The organism is Pseudomonas sp. EL_65y_Pfl2_R96 (assembly GCF_963970905.1).
GTDB lineage: Bacteria > Pseudomonadota > Gammaproteobacteria > Pseudomonadales > Pseudomonadaceae > Aquipseudomonas.
This window is the reverse complement of the sequence record NZ_CAXAQH010000031.1, coordinates 17,779-32,569: the sequence shown is the minus strand read 5'-3', so window position 1 is coordinate 32,569 and position 14,791 is coordinate 17,779. Positions and strand designations below refer to the sequence as shown.

Annotated in this window: 16 protein-coding genes; 3 read left to right on the top strand and 13 right to left on the bottom strand. The window is 59.5% G+C overall.

The genetic code is table 11. The features are described from left to right. Positions 1 to 92 precede the first annotated feature (92 nt). The 6 genes from AACY49_RS24515 to AACY49_RS24490 all read right to left on the bottom strand — a co-directional run bounded on the left by AACY49_RS24515 (position 93) and on the right by AACY49_RS24490 (position 5,451). Positions 93 to 746 carry an HAD family hydrolase gene (locus tag AACY49_RS24515; protein WP_258696848.1) on the bottom strand — a complete coding sequence of 218 codons (654 nt, stop codon included), beginning with the start codon at positions 744 to 746 and terminating at the stop codon, positions 93 to 95. 34 nt (positions 747 to 780) lie between these two features. Beyond that, positions 781 to 1,770, bottom strand: coding sequence for an ABC transporter ATP-binding protein (locus AACY49_RS24510; RefSeq protein ID WP_258696847.1), 990 nt, complete (start codon positions 1,768 to 1,770; stop codon positions 781 to 783). Next, a complete protein-coding gene (locus tag AACY49_RS24505) occupies positions 1,767 to 2,567 on the bottom strand; it encodes an ABC transporter permease (RefSeq protein WP_339526929.1) in 801 nt (266 codons plus the stop codon). The genes AACY49_RS24510 and AACY49_RS24505 overlap by 4 nt, the downstream gene beginning before the upstream one ends. Beyond that, the gene (locus AACY49_RS24500; protein ID WP_258700768.1) at positions 2,554 to 3,390 is read right to left on the bottom strand and encodes an ABC transporter permease; all 837 of its coding nucleotides are present in this window, start codon (positions 3,388 to 3,390) and stop codon (positions 2,554 to 2,556) included. Before AACY49_RS24500 ends, AACY49_RS24505 begins: the two co-directional genes overlap by 14 nt. 5 nt (positions 3,391 to 3,395) lie before the next feature. After that, positions 3,396 to 4,202: an alkaline phosphatase family protein gene (locus AACY49_RS24495; RefSeq protein WP_258696845.1), complete on the bottom strand. Its 807-nt coding sequence runs from the start codon at positions 4,200 to 4,202 to the stop codon at positions 3,396 to 3,398. A 181-nt stretch (positions 4,203 to 4,383) separates the two neighbouring features. Further along, positions 4,384 to 5,451, bottom strand: coding sequence for an ABC transporter substrate-binding protein (locus AACY49_RS24490; RefSeq protein ID WP_258696844.1), 1,068 nt, complete (start codon positions 5,449 to 5,451; stop codon positions 4,384 to 4,386). 351 nt (positions 5,452 to 5,802) lie between these two features. Here AACY49_RS24490 and phnR point away from each other — a divergent pair, with 351 nt between their 5' ends. Next, the gene (gene phnR, locus AACY49_RS24485) at positions 5,803 to 6,516 is read left to right on the top strand and encodes a phosphonate utilization transcriptional regulator PhnR (RefSeq protein ID WP_258696843.1); all 714 of its coding nucleotides are present in this window, start codon (positions 5,803 to 5,805) and stop codon (positions 6,514 to 6,516) included. 29 nt (positions 6,517 to 6,545) lie between these two features. Here the strand turns inward: phnR and AACY49_RS24480 are convergent, their stop codons facing one another. From AACY49_RS24480 to minC, 6 genes are all read right to left on the bottom strand, one after another. Then, the gene (locus tag AACY49_RS24480) at positions 6,546 to 6,722 is read right to left on the bottom strand and encodes a hypothetical protein (RefSeq protein WP_258696842.1); all 177 of its coding nucleotides are present in this window, start codon (positions 6,720 to 6,722) and stop codon (positions 6,546 to 6,548) included. A 187-nt stretch (positions 6,723 to 6,909) separates the two neighbouring features. Then, positions 6,910 to 8,199: a M18 family aminopeptidase gene (locus AACY49_RS24475; protein ID WP_258696841.1), complete on the bottom strand. Its 1,290-nt coding sequence runs from the start codon at positions 8,197 to 8,199 to the stop codon at positions 6,910 to 6,912. 187 nt (positions 8,200 to 8,386) lie between these two features. Then, the gene (locus AACY49_RS24470) at positions 8,387 to 9,022 is read right to left on the bottom strand and encodes an RluA family pseudouridine synthase (protein ID WP_007940846.1); all 636 of its coding nucleotides are present in this window, start codon (positions 9,020 to 9,022) and stop codon (positions 8,387 to 8,389) included. 180 nt (positions 9,023 to 9,202) lie between these two features. Then, entirely contained in the window at positions 9,203 to 9,457 is a 255-nt protein-coding gene (gene minE / locus AACY49_RS24465; protein ID WP_007898843.1) for a cell division topological specificity factor MinE, read from the bottom strand. Then, on the bottom strand, positions 9,457 to 10,269 hold the full coding sequence (gene minD, locus AACY49_RS24460; protein ID WP_030131659.1) for a septum site-determining protein MinD: 813 nt from the start codon (positions 10,267 to 10,269) through the stop codon (positions 9,457 to 9,459). Before minD ends, minE begins: the two co-directional genes overlap by 1 nt. Positions 10,270 to 10,470: 201 nt before the next feature. After that, positions 10,471 to 11,208: a septum site-determining protein MinC gene (minC, locus tag AACY49_RS24455; protein WP_258696840.1), complete on the bottom strand. Its 738-nt coding sequence runs from the start codon at positions 11,206 to 11,208 to the stop codon at positions 10,471 to 10,473. A gap of 118 nt (positions 11,209 to 11,326) precedes the next feature. On the opposite strand from minC, the gene AACY49_RS24450 reads away from it, so the two are divergent. Further along, positions 11,327 to 12,259, top strand: coding sequence for a lipid A biosynthesis lauroyl acyltransferase (locus tag AACY49_RS24450; RefSeq protein WP_339526923.1), 933 nt, complete (start codon positions 11,327 to 11,329; stop codon positions 12,257 to 12,259). A gap of 35 nt (positions 12,260 to 12,294) precedes the next feature. After that, positions 12,295 to 13,467: a patatin-like phospholipase family protein gene (locus tag AACY49_RS24445; protein WP_258696838.1), complete on the top strand. Its 1,173-nt coding sequence runs from the start codon at positions 12,295 to 12,297 to the stop codon at positions 13,465 to 13,467. Positions 13,468 to 13,586: 119 nt separating this feature from the next. On the opposite strand, the gene AACY49_RS24440 is transcribed toward AACY49_RS24445, so the two are convergent. Next, entirely contained in the window at positions 13,587 to 14,372 is a 786-nt protein-coding gene (locus AACY49_RS24440; protein ID WP_339526921.1) for an outer membrane protein OmpK, read from the bottom strand. Positions 14,373 to 14,791: the final 419 nt, after the last annotated feature.

Here is a 14,791-nt window from a genome sequence, read left to right as displayed (position 1 = left end):
GCGTGGCTTGCCCGCGATTTAGGCGACGCGGTGTGTCAGTTAAACCGCGTTATCGTTCATCGCGGGCAAGCCACGCTCCCACAAGGATCTGGTTACTTCCAGATATGGATTGGCCAGCCGGCTTTTTCGGCGTGTTCGAGCAGTACCGGATCCGGATTCACCACATGCGGGAAATCCACCTTCAGCAACAACGGCAAATCGTTGCGTGAATCGGAATAGAAGCTCGCGCCTTCCAGGTTCTCCTCTTGCGCATCCAGCCACTCCAGCAAGCGGGTGATCTTGCCTTCGCGGTAGGTCAGGGTGCCAACGGTGTTACCGCTGTATACCCCGTGCGCCAATTCCAGCTCGATGCCGAGAATTTCGTCGATGCCCAGACGGTCGGCAATCGGCCTGACCAGGTGCGTGCCCGAGGCCGAAATCACCAGGATCCGATCGCCGGCCTTGCGGTGGGCGGCGATGGCTTTGGTGGCGTCGCTGAAGATGATCGGCTCGATGAAGTCTTCCACCCAGGGCGCCACCAAGTGCTCGACCTCTTGCGGTGTGCGACCGATCATCGGCTCCAGGCTGAAGGTCATGTACTCCTCCATGCGCAACTTGCCGTGGCTGTAAGCGTCCATCAGTTCGTTGTTCTGACGCATGAACGACTCGGGATCGACCCAGCCCAGGCGACCCATTTGCTCGCTCCAGAGGGTGGCGCAGTCGCCGTGGATCAGGGTTTCGTCCAGATCAAAAATTGCCAGGGCCATCAGTGCAGTTCTCTCTTCAACATCAGCAAGGTCATCAGGCTACCTCACACAGGGCCGTTGGATCGATGGAAAGTGCCAGGCGCTGACCATCGGGATGCAGGTCGGCCGCCGAGCGGTTCAGCACATCCACCACCAATTCCACGCCCCGGGCTTCTACCCGGTAGCGAATCACGTTGCCCAACAGGCTGTGGCTGCGCACTTGCGCGTCGAGTTCGCCGTTCAAGCTCAGCTCGATGGCTTCCGGGCGAATCGCGATGCGGTGGGTGATCGGCCGCTGCAGCAGTTTTGTCGCGCTGTCGGCATCCAGCAGGTTGTAGTTGCCGATGAAGCCTGCGGCAAAAACATCGACTGGCGCCGTGTAAAGGGTTTCGGCGTCGCCGCTTTGTACGATCTTTCCCTGATTCATCAGGAAGATTCGGTCAGACATGGTCAGGGCTTCTTCCTGATCGTGAGTGACGAAGATCGTGGTCAGGCCAAGTTCGCGCTGGATCTGACGGATCTGTTCGCGCAAGTGCTTGCGAATCCGTGCATCCAGCGCCGACAACGGCTCATCCAGCAACAGCAGGCGAGGCCGGGTTACCAGTGAACGGGCCAGGGCGACCCGCTGGCACTGGCCACCGGACAGCTGATGCGGATAACGGGCGGCGAAGTCGTTCAGCTCCACCAGTTTCAGCACTTCGGCGACGCGCTTGTGGCCGTCGTCGGCGTTGACCTTCTGCATGCGCAAGCCGAAGGCGACGTTCTGCTCCACGGTCATGTTCGGGAATAGCGCATAACTCTGGAACACCATGCCGATCCCGCGTTTTTGCGGGCTCAGTGGCACGAGGTCCTGGTCTTCAAGCAGAATCTTGCCGCCATCCACCGAGGTCAGCCCGGCGATGCAGCGCAGCAGGGTGGATTTGCCACAACCGGACGGGCCGAGCAGGGTGACGAATTCGCCTTTCTTGATTTCGCAGTTGATGTCGCTGAATACGGTAGTGCCTGCGTAGTTTTTCTGCAGGTGTTGGACGCTGACATAGCTCATTCGCTTTTGTCCTTGTTCAAGATATTGGCCGCCCAGGTCAGAACCAGCACAAAGAAGAAATAGGAAATCACCAGCGCGCTGGTGAAGTGGCCGCTGCTGTTGCGCATGTTGTTGAGGTAGACCTGCAGGGTTTCGTAGCGGGTGCCGACGAGGATGTTGGCGAACACGAATTCACCGAACAGGAACGAGAACGACAGCAACAACGCCACCATCAAACCCTTGCGCAGGTTCGGCAGCACCACCAGGAATGCCGCTTGCCAGGTGCTGGCGCCGAGCAGTTGCGCGGCGTCCATCAGGTCGCGCAGGTTGATCGCTTGCAGGTTGTTGGTGATCGCCCGGTACATGAACGGCAGCGCCACGGTGAAGTAGCAACCGATCAGAATCCACGGCGTACCGACCATCGCGAACGGCCCCGAGCCATAGAGCTGCAACAGCCCCACCGACGACACCACCGGTGGCACCGCGAAGGGCAGCAGGATCAGGATGTTCATCAGCGCGTCGAGTTTCGGGAAGTGGTAATGCACCACGAACAGCAGCGGCAGGATCAGCACCACCGATAGAATCAGCGAACCGATGCAGACCAGCAACGACTGGCCGAACGCATCGAGAAAGCGCGGATCGCTCCACAGCTGGATGTACCACTTCAAGGTAAAGCCGCTGGGCATAATCGTCGCTGACCAACTGCTGGCGATCGAGTAGATCAAGGTGCCGAGCAGCGGTAACAGCAGAATGGCAAACAGCAAATACACCACGACCCGGTGGTAGACACCAACGGGGCCCAGTTCAGCGCGAGACATGGTAGCTCCTCTTCAACAGCAACTGATGCACGATGGTCACCAGGGTCATCAACGCCACCAGCACCACGGCCAAGGCACTGGCCAGGTTCGGGTCGAGGGAAATGTCGCCGGAGACCATCGCCGCGATGCGGATCGGCAACACGTTGAAGTTGCCGGTGGTCAGGGCGTAGACCGTGGCATACGCGCCGAGGGCGTTGGCCAGCAGAATCACGAACGTGCCCAGCAGCGCCGGGGTCAGCACCGGCAAACCGATGTGCCGCCAGAACTGCCAGCCGTTGGCGCCCAGCAAGGCGGCGGACTCACGCCAGTCTTCGCGCAGGGCATCGAACGCCGGGTAGAGCAACAGCACGCCCAGGGGGATCTGGAAGTAGGTGTAGAGAATGATCAGCCCGGTTTTCGAATACAGGTTGAAATCCTGAATGATCCCGGCCTGTTTGAGCATGATGGTGATACTGCCGTTGAACCCCAGCAAAATGATGAATGCGAAGGCCAGGGGCACGCCGGCGAAGTTGCTGGTCATGTTGGCGAAGGCGTTGACGAAGTTGCGCAGTTTCGAGTCGACCCGGCGCAGGGAGTAGGCGCCGAGTACGGCGATGATGATGCCGAACACGCTGGACCAGAAACTGATTTCGAGGCTGTACTGGATCGCCTGCAAATAGAATTTCGAGTTGAAGATTTTGCTGAAGTTGGCCAGGCCCCAGCCGAACTCTTCCGATTGCAGGCTGTTGATCATCACCCAGAGCAGCGGGGCAATCTCGAACACGATAAAGAACAGCGTGAAGGGCACCAGGCACAGAGCGGCCAGCCATTTACCACGGGTCATGGCGTTCACTTGAGCAACTCCCGGCACACAGGTTTGTCGTGGGGCACGCCCAGCAGTTCGCAGACGGTGCCGCACAGTTCGGTTTGTTTCGGTGCGGCGCTGGCGTTGAAACTGAAGGCGTCGCCGAGGACGAACAGCGGCACTTCGCGTTCTTCGGATAGCAGGCCGTTGTGCGAGCGGTCGTTGTTCATGCCGTGGTCGGCGGTCACCAGCACTTGATAACCGGCGTCGAGCCAGCCTTGCAGGTAGTCGGCGAGGATGATGTCGGCCGAGCGGGCACTGTTGCGGTATTGCGGGGTGTCGAGGCCGTGCTTGTGCCCGGCGTCGTCGATGTTCATGGGGTGGACCAATAGAAAGTTCGGCGTGTGGCGCAGGCGCAGGTTTTCCGCGTCGGCGAACAGGTGCGAGTCCGGGTAGTGGTCGCTCCAGTAGAAGTGACCGTACTGGATCGGCAGTTTCGGGTCGTCGGTGTGACGATCCCGGGCGGCCACGAACGGCGAACGGTTATACAACTCGCTGACCCAGTGATAGGCCGCGGCGGCGGTTTTCAGGCCGGCGTCGGTGGCGTAGTGATAAATGCTGCGCTGGCTGGACAGGCGCGAGACGTTGTTGTGAACGATGCCGCTGTCGATCGGCGTTACGCCGGTCAGGATGCATTCGTAAAGCGGGCGGGACAGGGCCGGCAATTCGCACTCCAGTTTGTAGAGCGCTGCGCGTCCTGCGCCAACGTAAGCCTGCAGATGCCCCATGGCGTGACGCGCGACTTCGTAATTGAGGCCGTCGAGCACGACAAGGATGACGTTGTGCTTCATAGGGGCTGGAACTCCGCAAAAACAGATGATTCAAGTACGCAACCAATCCCCTGTGGGAGCGAGCTTGCTCGCGATAGCGGTCTGACATTCAACATTGATGTTGGCTGACAGTCCCTCATCGCGAGCAGGCTCGCTCCCACATTTGGATCTCCATCAGATCCCCAGCTGGGGATCTACTGCATTACGGCATATTGATGATGACTTCTTCCTGCCACTTCTGCGGCAGCGCCTTGGAGGTCTTTTCCCACGCGTCGGCGTCTTTGATCGGCGTAACCTTTTTGTACTGCTCGTTAGGCAGCAGCTTGGCCTTGACCTCTTCCGGCAGTGTCAAGTGCTCGGCGCGAATCGGACGGGCGTTGCCTTTTGCCAGGTTGATCTGGCCAGCGTCGCTGAAGATGTATTCGCGGGCCAGCTTGGCGGCGTTCGGGTGCTTGGCGTATTTGTTGATGATGGTGGTGTAACCGGAAATCACCGAGCCGTCGGATGGAATCAGCACGGTGTAGTCATCCGGATTCGCCATCTTGGCCTTGTAGCTCAAGCCGTTGAAGTCCCAGACCACGCCGACTTCGATTTCACCTTTTTCCATGGTGGCGATCGTCGGGTTGGCCATGGACAGGCGGCCTTGCTTGGCGATGTCAGCGAACAGCAACAGGGCCGGCTGAATGTTTTTCTCGTCACCGCCATTGGCGAGGGCGGCGGCCAGTACACCGTTGGCCGCTTGTGCGGCGGTGCTCACGTCACCGATGGAGACTTTGTACTTGCCGGTCTTGAGGTCGGCCCATTTGGTCGGCGCCGCGGAACCGTGCAGCAGTTTTTTGTTGACGATGAACGCGATGGTGCCGGTGTAGGCCAGCGCCCAGTTACCGTCCTTGTCCTTGGCCCAATCCGGAACCTGTGCCCAGGTGGTGGGTTTGTAAGGTTGCACCACGCCTTGCTTGACCGCGATCGGGCCGAAGGCGGCACCGACGTCGCCGATGTCGGCAGTGGCGTTGTCTTTTTCGGCGGCGAACTTGGCGATTTCCTGGGCCGAGCTCATGTCGGTGTCGATGTGTTTCAGGCCGTATTTCTTGGCCAGGTCTTCCCAGGTGCCTTTCCAGTTGGCCCAGTCATCGGGCATGCCGACGCTGTTGACGGCGCCTTCCGCTTTCGCAGCGGCTTCGAGTGTTTTCAGATCGGTATCCGCCGCCATGGCGGCAGTGCACAGGGCAATGGTCGAGCCTAACAGTGATGCCAGGAAAAACTGTTTCATCCGAAGCTCCTTTGGGCGTTTTCAACGCTGCGATTGCGGTTGTGTTGGTCTAGGTCAGCAATACCTGAGCCAATTTAGGCGTCCTGGATGACATTTTGATGTCGACGACCGGTCGGCCTGAATTTCCTGCGCTCGGATACGCGGGGTGCGAGATAAGCGTAGACCATGGCTAAAGGGCTGATATAAAAGGGACTTGGCCATAAAATTGCAGGTGTCTGGCACAACCGTTCGGCGGCTTTGTCATCTGCCAGTCATGTGCAGTGCCTAGGCTTGCAGGCAGTTGATGGAGCCCGGTTTCAATCGCGGTTCTGCCCTGAAACAGTGCTGGTCTAGTCCAGATAGGTAACGTTGATGCGCATCGAGACAACCAAAGCGGTGACAGCGATCGGGCAGGTTCTGCAAGAACAGCTCGACCACGGTCTGTTGGCGCCCGGGAGCAAGTTGCCGGCCGAGCGCAAGCTCAGTGAGTTGTTCGGTACCACGCGGATCACCGTGCGTGAGGCCTTACTGCAGTTGGAGGCCCAGGGCCAGATTTATCGCGAGGAGCGGCGCGGCTGGTTCGTGTCGCCCCCGCGGCTGGCTTATAACCTGATGCAGCGCAGCCACTTTCACGCGATGGTCAGTGCCCAGGGGCGAGTGCCGTCCACCGAGGTGATTTCAGCGCGGTTGCAGCCGGCGTCGGCGGCGGTGTGTGCGTGGTTGCAGTTGCCGGCGCTGTCGAGTGTGATCCAGATCTGCCGCTCGCGACGGATTGACGGGCGATTGGTGCTGTATGTGGAGCATTACCTGAACCCGCAGTTTTTTCCGGGGATTCTGGACTTCGATCTGAATCAGTCGATCACCGAGCTGTATGCACGGCACTATGATTTGCACTATGGGCGTGTGCGTTTCGAGATTGTGCCGACGGCGTTGTCGGTGGATGCGGCGGCGGCTTTACGGGTGTCGGTGGGGAGCCCCGGGTTGCGGATTGTCCGGGTCAATTATGATCAGCATGGACGCTTGATCGATTGTGACCTGGAGTTTTGGCGTCATGATGCGATTCATGTCGGGGTGGATGTGGTCTGATTGTTTGATCTTGCGTAGGCGCGAGGATTTTACTCGTTGAGTTTGGCGAGGATCTTGTAGATCACGGTGGCGAGGATCATCAGCATGCCGACCCACATCGCGAACACACCGGCGTTCTTGTCGCGAAAGTTGAAGCCGATGGCCAGCATGATCATCCCGGACAGAATCGGGATCAGCATGGCGTGAAACGCAGACATCGAGATCATGGTGCCAGCCTTGTCGGAGGGTGTACTGCAAGTCTAGGCGGCTTTCGGGCGGGCGTTGGTGATGTGTGGCGTAGGAGCTGCCGAAGGCTGCGATCTTTTGATCTTGATTTTCAGCACATTTGAATACGCCAAAAGATCAACATCAAAAGATCGCAGCCTTCGGCAGCTCCTACGGGGAACTGCGTTCTTACGGCAATTCGTGGCAGGCGTAAAACGCGCTCAGCACTTTGACCAGATGCGCCAGGTCATGGCTGCCGCACAGCTCACGGATCGAGTGCATGGCGAACGTCGGCAGGCCGATGTCCACGGTGCGCACGCCCAGGTGGCTGGCGGTGATCGGGCCGATGGTCGAGCCACAACCCATGTCGCTGCGCACCACGAAGCTCTGCACCGGTACTTCTTCGGCCATGCACAAATGGCGGAAGAACCCGGCGGTTTCGCTGTTGGTGGCGTAGCGCTGGTTGCTGTTGACCTTGATCACCGGGCCGGCGTTGAGTTTCGGGCCATGGTTGGCGTCGTGCTTGTCGGCGTAGTTCGGGTGCACGCCGTGGGCGTTGTCGGCCGAGACCAGCAGGGATTTCTGAATGGTCCGTACGAATTCATCCCCTTCGGGCAACAGACGGCGCAGGGTCTGCTCAAGCATCGGACCGTCGGCGCCACAGGCCGAGCAGGAACCGACTTCTTCGTGATCGTTGCAGACCAGCACACAGGTTTCGTCGGTTTCGGCCGTCAGCAACGCTTGCAGGCCGGCGTAGCACGACAGCAGGTTGTCCAGGCGTGCGCCAGCGATGAAATCGCCATGCAGGCCGATGACCGCAGCGCTTTGGGTGTCGTAGAAACTCAGCTCGTAATCGAGCACCACGTCGGCGTTCAGGCCATGTTCGCGGGCCAGTTGATCGGTGAGCACGGCGCGGAAGTCCACGCGTTCGTCACCGGCAAATTGCGCGAGAATCGGCGGCAGTTCGGTCTGGGCATTGATCGCCCAGCCCATGTTGGCTTCACGGTTAAGGTGAATGGCCAGGTTCGGAATGATCGCGATCGGTGCCTTGAAATCGATCAATTGGCTCTCGACCTTGCCATCACGGCGGAAGGTCACGCGGCCGGCCAGGGACAGATCGCGGTCGAACCAAGGCGCCAGCAGTGCACCGCCATAGACTTCGACACCCAGTTGCCAGAAGCCTTGGCGTTGCAGCTCCGGCTGGGGTTTGACCCGCAGGCACGGGCTGTCGGTGTGCGCGCCGACCAGGCGGATGCCGCCATGCAGGGGCGAATGACGGCCCATTTTGAACGCGACGATCGAAGAGTCGTTACGGGTGACGTAGTAACGACCGTTGGCTTCGGTGTTCCACGGCTCGCGCTCGTCGAGGCGCACAAAGCCGGCGGCTTCCAGACGCTGAACAAGGCTGGCGGTGGCATGGAACGGGGTAGGGGAGGCCTTGAGGAAATCGATCAGGCCTTGGTTCAACTCTTCGCGCATAAGCAGCTCCAGACAGCAGTGGCGCAAGTCTAACGTATTGGCCGCAGAATTGGCGGCGGGCTGCTGCTGTGGAAGGTCCCTTGTGGGAGCGAGCCTGCTCGCGAAGGCGGCGTTTCAGTGACATCCATGTTGCCTGTCCCTGCGCCATCGCGAGCAGGCTCGCTCCCACATTTTTTCGGTTGTTGCTCTAGAACGGTGCCGGGCACTCGAAACGCAAGCGTTCGCCGCTTTGCGGATGAGTGAAACTGAGCATGCTCGCGTGCAGACACAGGCGTGGCCAGGCGGCCAGGGCTTGCGGATGGGCGTAGAGCCCGTCACCCAACAGCGGATGGCCGATGGAGAGCATGTGCACGCGCAACTGGTGGGAGCGGCCGGTGATCGGCGTCAGCTCGACGCGGCACCAGTCGCCGCAACGCTCCAGCACGCGCCAGAAGGTCAGGGCATGCTTGCCGAATTCGTGGTCCACCACATGACGTGGCTTGGTCGGCGGGTCGTAGCGCAGGGGCAGGTCGATGCTGCCACTGTCCAGTTCCGGTTGTCCCCAGCACAGGGCGGTGTAGGCTTTTTCGGTTTCTCGGTCGTGAAATTGCCGAGACAGCTCACGATGAGTGTCCGGATCACGGGCCAACAGAATGATGCCGGAGGTTTCCCAGTCCAGCCGATGAACTATTCGCGCTTCCGGGTAGCCGTTTTCTTGCAGGCGGGTAATCAGGCAGTCCTTGTTGTCATCGGCCCGGCCAGGGACAGAGAGCAGCAGGGTCGGCTTGTCCACCACCAGTACGGCGGCGTCCTGATGGATGATACGGATGTTGGACAACGGCATTAAAACAGCCTCGTAACAAACGCCAACGGCGGCTCAGAACCTCCATTGTCCCGTGTAGGGGCTGCCGCAGGCTGCGATCTTTTGATTTTGCTTTTAAAACAAGATCAAAAGATCGCAGCCTGCGGCAGCTCCTACACAGGCTCAAAGGTTCTGAGCCGCCGTGGCTCCCGCCGGATCGACTCAGCGATCTGGCAGGGTGATATTGAGTTCCAGGATCGAGCAGCTGCCCTGGTTTTCCAGAGCGACGTGCACGTCATCGGACCCGATATTGACGTACTTGCGGATCACTTCCACCAGTTCCTTCTGCAGGGCTGGCAAGTAGTCCGGCGTACTGCGCTGGCCGCGTTCATGCGCCACGATGATCTGTAGACGCTCTTTCGCTACCGACGCGGTGCTGACCTTTTTACTGGCACGAAAGAAGTCAAAAAGGTTCATTACCTACCTCCAAAAAGTCGCTCGAAGAATCCCTTCTTCTCGACATCGAGGAACCGGTGTTCGCGATTTTCGCCCAGCAGGCGGTCAACGGTATCGCTGTAGGCCTGACCAGCGTCGCTCTGGTCGTCGAGAATCACCGGAATACCCTGGTTGGATGCCTTGAGCACCGCCTGGGATTCAGGGATCACGCCGAGCAATGTCACCGAGAGAATATCCTTGACGTCTTCGACACCGAGCATTTCGCCCTTGCTGACACGTTCTGGATGGTAGCGGGTGATCAGCAGGTGTTCCTTGATCGGGTCTTCGCCTCTTTCGGCACGACGGGACTTGCTGGCCAGCAGGCCCAGCATGCGGTCCGAGTCACGTACGGAGGAAACTTCCGGGTTGGTCACGACAATCGCTTCGTCGGCGAAGTACATGGCCAGGTGGGCACCTTTCTCGATGCCGGCCGGGGAGTCGCAGACCACGAAATCGAAGTCTTCCTTGAGCTGCATCAGGACTTTTTCCACGCCTTCGACGGTCAGCGCGTCTTTGTCGCGCGTCTGGCTGGCGGCCAGGACGTAGAGGTTTTCCAGGCGTTTGTCTTTGATCAGGGCCTGTTGCAGGTTGGCTTCGCCGTTCACCACGTTGACGAAGTCATATACCACGCGGCGCTCGCAACCCATGATCAGGTCGAGGTTACGCAAACCGACGTCGAAGTCGACGATTACTGTTTTGTGACCACGCAGAGCGAGGCCGGTACCGATAGCGGCGCTGGTGGTGGTCTTACCCACACCACCCTTGCCGGATGTAACCACGAGAATCTTGGCCAAGGTGTTTTACCCCTAAGGAAAAAGGACGTTTAGCCCCTGAAAAACATCTCTTGAAAAACTACTGCAGTCGGACAGCCTTGGCTGGAATCCGGTTCTGAGCGGTGCTTACCCCCGGTAAACACTGCTTTTGGCCTTTTTCCTACTTCGTTTGAGCCGTTTTCGCTACGTTTTAGAGATGCTTGGAAAATGCGGCAGTATCCGTTAAAGCCGAATGATGTTCAACACGTCGCCCGACAGGCTGACTTGTACGCCCGCGCCCCACAACGGATCGCGACGCAGATCTTCGGAAACCTTGTAGTGGCCGGCGATGGAGACCAGTTCAGCGGTCATTTGCTGACAGAAAATCCTGGCTTTCGTGTCGCCTTTGACGCCGGCCAACACACGACCGCGCATCGCGCCGTATACATGGATGTTCCCATCGGCGAGAAGTTCCGCCCCCGGGCTGACCGACGAAATCACCACCAGATCGCTGCCCTGGGCATAAATCTGCTGGCCACCGCGTACTGGCGAGGTAATGATTTTCGTCGGTTTGATGGTCGGTTCCGGTGGTTTTTCCGGTTTTTTCGCAACGACGCCTTCGAGCGGGTCGAGCGGGCGCTCACGCGCACCGGACGGCGGCAGCACCGGCAGATCGACGGCGATGGCCGCTGCGATGTCTTCGATGCGGCTGGCGCGGATCGCCAGGGTGCGCAGGCCGTGCTGACGGCAGATGCGCATCAATCCCGGCAGGTCGACCGAGCCTTCGCTGGCCGGGAGTTTGTCCAGGGCCAGTACCAGCGGCGCGTTGCTGAAGAAGTTGGGCGCCTGGGCGACTTTGGCGGCCAGTTGTCGATCAAGGCTCTCAAGGTCGTTACGGGCCAGTTCCAGCACCGTAATGGCGAGCATGCTGCCCTTCAACTGGAACACGGGATCTTGGTCTAGCGGTTCGGTTTGGCTCATGGTCGGCATACAACGGCTTGTCACTAAAAGTGCCGAGACTTATAACGAGAACGCCCGCGGGCCGCAAGCCGGGTCGAACGATGTAGAATGCGCGGCCACTGTCTTGACGGAACCTTTAATGGATCGCCCGCGTTTTCGAACAGCATTTCTTTCTCCGCGTTTCTGGCCGCTGTGGTGTGGCCTGGGGCTGTTGTGGCTGATTGTGCAGTTGCCGTATCCGGCGTTGCTGGCGATCGGTCGCGCCCTGGGTGCATTGATGTACCGGGTGGCCGGCGACCGACGGCGCATCGCCAAGCGCAATCTTGAGCTGTGTTTCCCTGAAAAATCCGCGGCCGAGCGCAAGCGCCTGCTCAAGCAAAACTTCGCGTCCACCGGCATCGCCTTCTTCGAGATGGCCATGAGTTGGTGGTGGTCGCGCAAGCGTCTGGCGAAACTGGCCCATGTCGAAGGCCTGGAGCATTTGAAGCAGGCCCAGACGGAGGGCAAGGGCGTGATTCTGATGGCCGTGCATTTCACCACGCTGGAAATCGGCGCGGCGCTGCTCGGTCAGCAGCACACCATCGATGGCATGTACCGCGAACACAAGAATCCGCTGTTCGACTACATCCAGCGTCGTGGCCGCGAGCGGCACAACCTCGACTCGCTGGCGGTGGAGCGCGACGACGTGCGTGGCATGCTCAAACTGCTGCGGGCAGGGAGAGCGATCTGGTACGCACCGGATCAGGACTACGGCGCCAAGCAAAGTATCTTCGTGCCACTGTTCGGGATTCAGGCGGCGACTGTCACCGCCACTAGTAAATTCGCACGGCTGGGCAAGGCGCTGGTGGTGCCGTTCACCCAGGAGCGCCTGGCTGACGGCAGCGGTTATCGGTTGGTGATTCACGCGCCGCTCGAAGGCTTTCCCGGCGAGACGGAAGAGGCTGACTGCATTCGGATCAACCAGTGGGTCGAAAGTGCCTTGCGCGAATGTCCGGAGCAATACCTCTGGGCGCATCGCCGCTTCAAGAGCCGTCCACCGGGCGAGCCGAAGCTGTACGTCAAACGCGGTTGAGTCACCGACCCCTTTAAGCACCATGGAGTGTTGCAATGAGTTCTGCTGAACCGGTTACAGGGTTGATTCTTTCCGGCGGTGGGGCTCGGGCGGCCTATCAGGTGGGCGTGCTCGCGGCGATTGCCGAGCTGCTGCCGATGGGGGCGGCGAATCCGTTTCCGGTGATCGTCGGCACCTCGGCCGGTGCGATCAACGCGGTCAGCCTGGCCAGTGGAGCAATGGACTTTCGTGGCGCGATCGAGCGTCTGACGGCCTTCTGGCAAGGTTTTCGCAGCCATCTGGTATTACGCAGCGATTGGCCGGGGGTGATTCATCAGGCCACCCGTTTTGTCAGTCACAACCTGATGGGCATTGGTTCGCCGGTGCCAGTGGCCCTGCTCAACAGTTCGCCGCTGCGCCGTTTGCTCAATCACAAACTGCACATGCCCGGGATTGCCGAAGCGATCGCGCAAAAACAATTGAAGGCGGTGGCGGTCACGGCGTTCGGTTATGAGTCCGGTCAGGCTGTCACGTTTTATCAGGGCGGCGGCACCATCGAGTCCTGGTTGCGCCATCGGCGAATCGGCGTACCGACTCAATTGAGCGTCGACCATCTGCTCGCCAGTTCGGCGATTCCGTTGCTGTTCGCACCGGTGAAAATCGGCGAAGAGTATTTCGGCGATGGCGCAGTGCGCCAGTCGGCGCCGATCAGCCCGGCCCTGCACCTGGGCGCCAGCCGCGTGCTGGTGGTGGGCGTCAGCGGCAACCCGCGCGGCGTCGACCCGCAACAGCCGCTGCAACGCGCCTACACCGGTCAGCAGCCGACCCTGGCGCAGATTGGCGGGCACATGCTCAACAGTACGTTCATTGACAGCCTGGAAAGTGACATCGAGTTGTTGCAGCGTCTGAATCAGTTCAGCCATCTGCTGCCCGACGGCATGTCGAGTCGTGCATTGGGGGCGGCGCCGGTGGAGGTGCTGGTGATTTCGCCGAGTCAGCCGATCGATGAAATTGCGGCGCGGCATCGACAGGAATTACCGGCGGCCTTGCGTCTGTTTTTACGCGGGCCGGGGGCGACCAAGACCAGCGGGGCGGGGGTGCTGAGTTATCTGTTGTTCGAGGCGGGGTATTGCAGCGAGTTGATCGATCTGGGGCGGCGCGATGCCTTGGCCAAGCGGGATGAGTTGTGCCGGTTTCTGGGGTTGATGGAGCCTGCGGTGCCGGCTTGAGATTGGCGGTGTGGCTATTCGCGGGCAAGCCACGCTCCCACAGGTTTTGTGTCGTTCGCCGATGATGTGAACGACACAGAACCTGTGGGAGCGTGGCTTGCCCGCGATGCTTTTTGCGATCAGAAGTGGAACTTCACCAGCAAGCTCGTATTGCTTTGATCGGTCTTGAAGGCCTGGCTGTCCTTGATCCCGTACTTGTCGGACCAGTAGTCGTACTCGACACCCACATACAACTGCTTCTCGCCAATGTTCAAGGCTTTGCCCAAGTCGTATTTGATCTGTGGGTTGAAGTGCAGGTTGGCGTGGTAGGTGCCTTTGCTGTTCTGGTCGTTGTCGACCACCCAGTCCATGAAACCATCGATCAGGATGTTCGAATCGCCGACAGGAATGGTGTAGGCCCAGACCGGGGTGATCTGCCAGACGTTGTCACCCGGGCGGCTGCCTTCGGTGTGGCGCTGGTAGAAGTTCAGCTGGAAGTAGTCGAACCCGGGAATGGCCAGGTCGAAACCCGGACCGATCAGGTAGGACTCGGTATCACCTTCACCGAACTCGTACGTCATCGCCAGCAGTACGTCCTTGACCGGACCGAATTCCAGCTTCTGGTCGAAGATCTTGCCAAACGACAAGCGCGGGCTGATTTCGCCGTAATAGGTGTTCGAGCCAACGCCGCTGTCGTCCTTGCCGTTGTAGAAAATCTTGTCGACGAACACGAAGTTGTCCCCGTATTTCCAGGCATCGGCGTGCTCGAAGGTGACGGTTTGCTGAATGCGCGGGTTGACCTGGAAGTCCTTGCCGTAGAGGTAGGTCAGGCTGTTGTTCTGCCATTGCAGCAAGTCGCCGGCCATTGCCTGGCCCCCGGCCAGCAAGGTTGCCGCGAGCATCAGGCTGGTGCACGTACGTTTCATTCGGTTGCTCCCAAAAAGTAGGTGGTTCCACGTTGTTTTTCTAAGGTCGGCGCTCTGGTGTGGCGCCTTTTCTTGCTGCGGTTAAAAGTCATCCAGTCGGTCAGCTTTGGTGCTGTTAGCAAGAGCTGAGCCAAGGCTTTAAAAAAGCCAAAAAACGCCCGTTCGGCTGTTCGAAAACAGTCGATTGAGTGTCAATTCGGGTTGCCTTGGTGCGGTCCAGAGTCGGGGTAAGTTGGCTTTCTGGTCAGGAATTAAATCTGCGCTTTTTTTTAGAGCGGATTCGGGCGGTCGCGGAGAACGCTGACTCCCGTGCCACGGCTCAAGTGCCCCGCAACAGAGCACTGGCGACAGGTTTGGGGCACGGTTGTAGGCAGTCAGGCCGACGCTGCCAAGCGACAGGCTTGTCTGGGGATTAATCA